Annotated in this window: 9 protein-coding genes; 1 reads left to right on the forward strand and 8 read right to left on the reverse strand. The window is 50.9% G+C overall.

Going from position 1 to position 6,391, the window contains the following annotated elements; translation table 11 throughout:
- The coding region (locus KOO62_12665) for a hypothetical protein (protein ID MBU8934834.1) at window positions 1-679 on the forward strand (679 nt) is incomplete at its 5' end.
- Between the two features lie 9 nt (window positions 680-688).
- On the opposite strand, the gene KOO62_12670 is transcribed toward KOO62_12665, so the two are convergent.
- From KOO62_12670 to KOO62_12705, 8 genes are all read right to left on the reverse strand, one after another.
- Window positions 689-1,009, reverse strand: a complete 321-nt coding sequence (locus KOO62_12670; protein MBU8934835.1) for a heavy metal-binding domain-containing protein — start codon at window positions 1,007-1,009, stop codon at window positions 689-691.
- On the reverse strand, window positions 1,006-1,449 hold the full coding sequence (locus KOO62_12675; GenBank protein ID MBU8934836.1) for a zf-HC2 domain-containing protein: 444 nt from the start codon (window positions 1,447-1,449) through the stop codon (window positions 1,006-1,008). Before KOO62_12675 ends, KOO62_12670 begins: the two co-directional genes overlap by 4 nt.
- Window positions 1,442-1,990: an RNA polymerase sigma factor gene (locus tag KOO62_12680; GenBank protein MBU8934837.1), complete on the reverse strand. Its 549-nt coding sequence runs from the start codon at window positions 1,988-1,990 to the stop codon at window positions 1,442-1,444. The genes KOO62_12675 and KOO62_12680 overlap by 8 nt, the downstream gene beginning before the upstream one ends.
- A gap of 120 nt (window positions 1,991-2,110) precedes the next feature.
- Window positions 2,111-2,608: a peptidylprolyl isomerase gene (locus KOO62_12685; GenBank protein ID MBU8934838.1), complete on the reverse strand. Its 498-nt coding sequence runs from the start codon at window positions 2,606-2,608 to the stop codon at window positions 2,111-2,113.
- 426 nt (window positions 2,609-3,034) lie between these two features.
- Window positions 3,035-4,063 (reverse strand): Holliday junction branch migration DNA helicase RuvB, encoded by a 1,029-nt coding sequence (ruvB, locus tag KOO62_12690; GenBank protein ID MBU8934839.1) that lies wholly within the window; start codon window positions 4,061-4,063, stop codon window positions 3,035-3,037.
- A gap of 1 nt (window position 4,064) precedes the next feature.
- Entirely contained in the window at window positions 4,065-4,742 is a 678-nt protein-coding gene (locus KOO62_12695) for a hypothetical protein (protein ID MBU8934840.1), read from the reverse strand.
- Entirely contained in the window at window positions 4,739-5,233 is a 495-nt protein-coding gene (gene ruvC / locus KOO62_12700) for a crossover junction endodeoxyribonuclease RuvC (GenBank protein MBU8934841.1), read from the reverse strand. Before ruvC ends, KOO62_12695 begins: the two co-directional genes overlap by 4 nt.
- A 236-nt stretch (window positions 5,234-5,469) precedes the next feature.
- Window positions 5,470-6,219 (reverse strand): YebC/PmpR family DNA-binding transcriptional regulator, encoded by a 750-nt coding sequence (locus KOO62_12705; protein MBU8934842.1) that lies wholly within the window; start codon window positions 6,217-6,219, stop codon window positions 5,470-5,472.
- Window positions 6,220-6,391: the final 172 nt, after the last annotated feature.

Raw genomic sequence — 6,391 nt, forward strand, 5'->3', positions numbered from 1 at the left:
GGGCTACACTATAGGGCTGGCCAATGACGATGAACGCTTGTACTTATTGTTGCGATTCCGTGATCCACAATGGGCTATGTCTATCCGTACCTCTGGTCTGTCATTATGGCTCAACGAGAATGGCAATAATGACAAGGACTTTTCATTATTCTATCGAGGCGGTCCGTCTCCCAATGAGCTGCGGCAGATGATAGGACGTCAGGGGGGCGAGTCGTTCTCCGATCAGAAGTTTGGGAAGCGAGCAGGTCAGAACATGGATTCATTGCAGGAATCATTTACCTGCGCTATCAAGGACGTCATCATTGAGAAGACAATTGTCATGGATGGATCAGAAGGGCCATCGGTCGCGTTTGCAATGGACCAGGGATTTTTCAACTACGAATTCAGTGTGCCCTTAGCCGAGAGCAGGGTACGGTACTACGGGCTTGATGTATCGCCGGGAAAGAAAGCCGGGATTGGCATCAAGTGGGGCGGGTCTGATCGCAAGTCTCTGGACGGGCGTGACATGTTTGGTAGCGGGGGAGATGGTTTCGGGATGCCGAGTGGAGGTCGGGGTGGCATGGGAGGACGCAAAGGAGGAGGTGGAATGTCCGGGGGCAAAAGGCCCGAGATGCGTTCAAAGAGCAATGTGGTTGAACTCTGGGCGAGGACGACTCTGGCTGAGTCGCTGTCTCAATAAGGGATGTGCCTATTCGTCCTTGACAACTACAGCTGTACCGTAAGCCAGCAGTTCAGCCGCGCCACTCATCAATGCGGATGTGCCAAAACGAATCATGACAATGGCATTGGCGCCCCTGGAGCGGGCATCTTCGATCATTCGATCAATCGACTGTTCTCTCGATTCGGCGATCAACTTGGTATATTCGTTGACCTCACCGCCAACTACGGCTCTAAATGCGGCGGCAATGTCTCGACCTATGTGTCGTGCGCGAACAGTGTTTCCTTTGACCAGACCGATGGTTTTGACAATTCTCTTGCCGGCGATATTCTCACAGGTGGCTAAAATCATTTAAGTACCTTTCCGTAGCGGTCTCTCTTGTAAGCAAACCAGCGCTCACGGCCAAATGACACCAACAGTACAGCCGAGCCAACGGCCAGAGCGGTCAGGCCAATCTTTGTCCAGAGCGGCGCGTCAGGATCAAGATACAACTGGCTGAACACTTCGTAAAGCCCAAATCCGAGCAAGACGATGGCTCCGACGGAGAAGAAAATCCAGCCAATTCCGCGCTCAAGCTTCTTGTAGATCGATTCCCAGTAGGTCTCCCAGACTTCATCCGGCAAGTCGGCGTACTGCGCCATTCCCGTTACCTCCTTCAGCTTCCGAAATTCCTCCAACTCTGTCTGCAGTTCCGGGCTTTCAGCCAGTGCTTGTTCAACAGCCATCTTCTCTTCATTGGTTAGCTCGCCATCAACATAACCAGCCAGTAGTTTTCGGATATCGTTAGTCATCGTTATCCCTCATTAGCTTGGCCAGACGTTTGCGGGCGTAGTAGAGCCGTGACATTACAGTCCCCCTTGGGATGCCGAGTAAATCGGCGATTTCATCATAGGACATTCCCCGAAAATGCTGTAGAGTAATAATCTCCCGGTCATCGAAGGAAAGTTCCAACAAAGCTTTCCGTAGCTGCGTGACAGATTCGCGTCTCATGACCTCTTTCTCCGGGGTGGAATTATCAACCAGCAGGAAAGAGACATCATCCATATCCACCATCTTGTTTTCCCGGCTGGAACGGCGTCTTAGCCAGGTCCGGCTGAGATTGGACACGATAGTGTAGAACCAGGGCAGGAACGGCTTGCTGTCATCGTAAGTGCCAGCTGACCGGTAGACACGCAGGAAAGCTTCCTGAGAGATATCAAAGGCGTCATCCCGATTGCCGACCAGTCCCATAGCCAGGCGGTAGGCGGAATGCTTGTGTCGCTCGACGAGTTTCCCCAGAGCTTTCTTGCTACCGGATTTGATCTGTTGTACTAATGCCGTATCTGAACACATTAATCATACTTCCTTCTTACAAAAGATACTCCTCTGGAGAAGGAATATTCAAGCTTAAAGGGCAGAATTCTGTGCCAAGGTCAAGTTCTGATAAGATGCCAGCCAGTCTGGAGATAATGGCTATTTTACTATCTCTATCAACTCCAGGTCGAAAACCAGCGTTTTGCCGGCCAGGTAATGGTTGGCATTGAGATAGACGGTGTCTTCCTTGATGTTCTCTATCAGGACTTGCACTGCACGACCATCCGGTTGACCCATATCCAGTATTTGGCCAACACTGGGCGTGATATCAGGAGGGAAATCACTGATCAGCATCTGGTGGGTGAGGTTTGAATCCGGCATCCCGTAAGCGTCTTCGGGAGGTAGTGTCACGGTTTTGGTTTCGCCCACTGCCATACCAGTGACAGCCTTGTCAAACCCGGGAATGACCTGCCCGGCGCCGATCGAGAATACCATCGGCAGATCTGTTTGCGAACTGTCAAAAACTTCGCCGGTATCGAGCCGTCCGATATACCGTACCCGGACACTATCACCTTCCTGGGCTACGTCTGTACCACATCCAATCAGGAAACAGGATAGTAGAATAAGAACTATGAATGTACTGGACAGTGTTTTCATCGGTACGGCTCCTGAAAAAGGTATAGTTTATTTCATGGGCTAAGTTACGCTCTGGAAACTTCGTCGGCAAGAAAATTGTAGATTTGGTGCGCAGTTAGCAGTTCTGCTGTGGTCAATTTTTTGGGTGTCTCAGGCATTCAATCCAAATTTGGGCGAGTTCTTTCTGTGTAGGAGTGATGTTGTTGGGTAACCTGTTGGAAACGAGGAATGTTGTAAGGGCGTCAAGGGTAGAACGGGTATCAGCGACAGTCAGAATCTCTCCTGTCTCATCTTTGAGTTTGTCACGGAACTTGACCGTCTCAGATGTCAGTATTGCTACAATATTCTGTGGGTCCGCAAGATCATCCTCTGACGCTTGTTGAGCGTATTGGCATAAAGCTTTGAGTGAGTCTTCGTCCATTTGGGTTTGCTGTTCCTTTTTGGTTATCAGAGTAATCGTTGCTGGCTGCCCGGATCAGGTATGTTCAGGCCGAGGTGTTTAGCAGCCTCTGAAGAAGCCATACGGCCGCGCTTAGTTCGTCGCACAAAACCTGTTTTTAGTAAATAAGGCTCGACCATATCAACCAGCGTATCCAACTCTTCGTTGAGTGTGGCGGCGAGAGCCTCAACCCCTACCGGACCGCCTTTGTAATACTCAATAATGACCTGAAGGAATTTCCTGTCGAGCGCATCCAGACCCAGATTATCAATCCCCTCGGCGTCAAGCGCTTTGCCGGCAATTTTGGCTGTGATGGCACCGTCATTTTTCACATCGGCGTAGTCGCGTACGCGCCTCAGCAGACGGTTGGCAATTCGTGGTGTGCCCCGGGCACGCTCAGCAATTGCCCCTGCGGCATCAGTCGGAATCGTTGTTCCAAGAATTCGGGCTGATCTTTCTGCTATTCGAGCCAATTCTTCAGGGGGGTAGAAATCGAGATGGTAATACAAACCGAATCGGTCACGCAGGGGTGCCGACAGCAACCCGGCCCGCGTGGTAGCACCGATCAATGTGAACTGCTTCAGCGGGACGTTGATGACTTTGGCAAAGGCACCTTTATCAACCACGAAATCGACTTTGAAATCCTCCATAGCTGGGTAAATAAACTCCTCGATCACGGGGGAGAGGCGGTGGATTTCATCGATAAAAAGAATGTCGCCTTCGTTTAGATTGGTGAGAATACCCATCAGATCGCCGGTTCGCTGGAGCGCCGGACCGGCCGTAGCAACCATCTTGGTACCCATCTCATGAGCGATAATATGGGCCAGCGTAGTTTTGCCCAATCCCGGCGGGCCATAGAAGAGAATATGCTCGACAGATTCTTTGCGCTGGCGTGATGCCTCAAGTGTTACTTGAAGTTTGCCACGCAACTCATTCTGTCCTATGTACTCATCAAGACTCTTCGGTCGCAACGAGACAAATGCCTGGTCTTCATCGGGTTGGGTTTGGTTTCCGGATACAATTCGCTCGCGGGCCATTTCAGGTCTCTTTCTGTCGTTCGTTCCTGAATACTATCGCAATCAAATCTTCGACCCGACCAATTTTAGGCTGACCCGATTCGGGCTGACCCAAGTTGGGCAGGTTTTGCAGAGCAAGATCGATCATCTTTTGGGCTTCGGTACGAGTATACTGAAGTTGTGAGAGAACCTCAAGCGCTTCCTCGATAAACGGCTCGGTGGAGAGTTTCTTTTTGTCTTTTGATAGCGCTTCGGTCTCTTTGGAAAGAGCAAACTTGGCAACTTTACCATGCAGCTCGGCTACGATCTTCTCGGCCAGTCTTGCTCCAACTCCCGGCAGACGATTAAGCCGGGCGGCGTCTTTCGTTTCAATGGCGGATGCTATATCACGGATCGGAAGAACGAGTGACTTGAGAGCTTTCTTGACGCCAAGCCCCGAGACCTGGGTCATCAGGGAGAAAAATTCACGGTCGATACGGCTTGTGAATCCAACCAACTTCGGGTAGTGACTCGATTTTCGGTCACCGGCCTGAATAAAGTGGATCGTTTCGAATTGCATCTCGGTTCCAATCTTGCCGTTCTCTTTGAGTCGATCCGCCAGCGCAGAGGGCAGCAAGACTTCATAAAAGACGCCACCGTTTTCGACCAATGCTCTATCCTCGGTGACTTCGGTGAGGATTCCTTTGATGCGGCTAATCATGTGGTCACCATCCTGTTGTGGGCCAAAGCTCGTAAATGACACAGCGCCACGGCGAGGGCGTCGGCGGTGTCGGGAGGTTCGGGGACTTCAGGCAGATCGAGTGCGGAACGGATCATCAGTTGCATCTGCTGTTTACTGGCCCGACCGTTGCCTGTGAGTGAATTCTTGACCCGCGTAGAGGCGTAGGGGATGATTTCTATTCCCGCTTCGGCAGCCTTGAGAAAAACGACTCCACGGGCGTGGCCCATAATGATGGCCGTTTTCGGATGACCATAATGCGAATACAAATCTTCGATAGCGATTGCTTCAGGCTTGAACTGGTCGATTATCGTTTCGATCTCACGAGCTATCTCATGCAACCGATCGGCCATGTAGGCTTTCGCGTTGGTGCGGATAACTCCGGCTTCAAGGACAGTGATCCTGTCGTCTGCTTCCTCAAGCAAGCCATAGCCGGTGATGTTGAGACCGGGGTCAATGCCAAGTACTCTCATACTTCAAACAAAGGGTAATTGCGCGAGAACTCAACAAAAAAGGGGGTGGGAGTATGTCACATATCGAGTGGGACAGACGGAGGTGTCTGTCGCCACGGAACCCTACAGGACTGTGTTCCGGCAGGAGCGCAGGGCTTCTGACCTACAAGACTGGATACCGGATCAAGTCCGGCATGACAGATGGTTAGGGCAGACGTGATGTCTGCCGTTCATATTCGAATGCGGGCTAATGCTGTCTAAGCCAGTTTTTCTAACAGCGTCTCGTCGATGTCGAAGTTGGAATAGACTTTCTGGATATCATCATGGTCCTCAAGTAACTCATACAGCTTGAGCATTGAGGACACCTCGTTTTCTTTTTCCAGTTTGACCGATGTCTCCGGTTCCATTGTCACCACAGCACTGACCATCTCAATACCCTTGTCTTCGAGTGCCTGGCGGACATCGTCGATAGCTTCGGGGGGGGTGATAATCTCAAAGGCACCGGATTCGGAGGAGAGGTCTTCAGCGCCGTGATCCATAGCGATTTCCATCAGGGTGTCTTCGTCGGAAGCTTCCATATCGACGACGATAATTCCTTTTTTGTGAAACATCCAGCCTACGCAACCATTGGAGCCGAGATTGCCGCCATATTTTGAGAGGTAATGGCGGATTTCTGAGACGGTACGGTTTTTATTGTCGGTCAGGGTTTCCATATAGATGGCTGCGCCACCGGGGCCATACCCCTCGTAAACGATCGACTCATAAACAACCCCGGGTAGTTCACCGGTTCCTTTGAGGATAGCTCGTTTGATGTTGTCGGCGGGCATGTTTGATCCCTTGGCCGCCGCAATGGCTGTTCTGAGCCTGGGGTTGCCATCGGGATCACCACCGCCCTCACGAGCTGCGATAGTAATTTCTTTGATATGCTGAGTAAAAATCCGTCCGCGCTCGGCGTCCGCTTTTCCCTTTTTCCTTTTGATCGTTGCCCATTTTGAGTGACCGGACATGAGGCAGTGCCTCCTCTATATGAAAGGTCGTACTTGTCTAATACGTACTGTCCAATTCTATAATGTAACACTGTTACAGGCAGTTGGCAAGTGGAGGATGGAAAATTCAATTCGAACGGTAATGTCAAGAGTTGTGTGTAAAAGTGTGTATCCATATTATTCATGCTGCTTT

It is taken from the genome of Candidatus Zixiibacteriota bacterium (assembly GCA_019038695.1).
Taxonomy (GTDB): domain Bacteria; phylum Zixibacteria; class MSB-5A5; order GN15; family FEB-12; genus B120-G9.

Excerpts from the sequence above, each read along its gene's own strand:
- KOO62_12670 (MBU8934835.1), bottom strand. The coding sequence starts at position 1,009 with ATGATTTTAGCCACCTGTGAGAATATCGCCGGCAAGAGAATTGTCAAA.
- KOO62_12675 (MBU8934836.1), bottom strand. The coding sequence starts at position 1,449 with ATGACTAACGATATCCGAAAACTACTGGCTGGTTATGTTGATGGCGAG.
- KOO62_12680 (MBU8934837.1), bottom strand. The coding sequence starts at position 1,990 with ATGTGTTCAGATACGGCATTAGTACAACAGATCAAATCCGGTAGCAAG.
- KOO62_12685 (MBU8934838.1), bottom strand. The coding sequence starts at position 2,608 with ATGAAAACACTGTCCAGTACATTCATAGTTCTTATTCTACTATCCTGT.
- ruvB (MBU8934839.1), bottom strand. The coding sequence starts at position 4,063 with ATGGCCCGCGAGCGAATTGTATCCGGAAACCAAACCCAACCCGATGAA.
- KOO62_12695 (MBU8934840.1), bottom strand. The coding sequence starts at position 4,742 with ATGATTAGCCGCATCAAAGGAATCCTCACCGAAGTCACCGAGGATAGA.
- ruvC (MBU8934841.1), bottom strand. The coding sequence starts at position 5,233 with ATGAGAGTACTTGGCATTGACCCCGGTCTCAACATCACCGGCTATGGC.
- KOO62_12705 (MBU8934842.1), bottom strand. The coding sequence starts at position 6,219 with ATGTCCGGTCACTCAAAATGGGCAACGATCAAAAGGAAAAAGGGAAAA.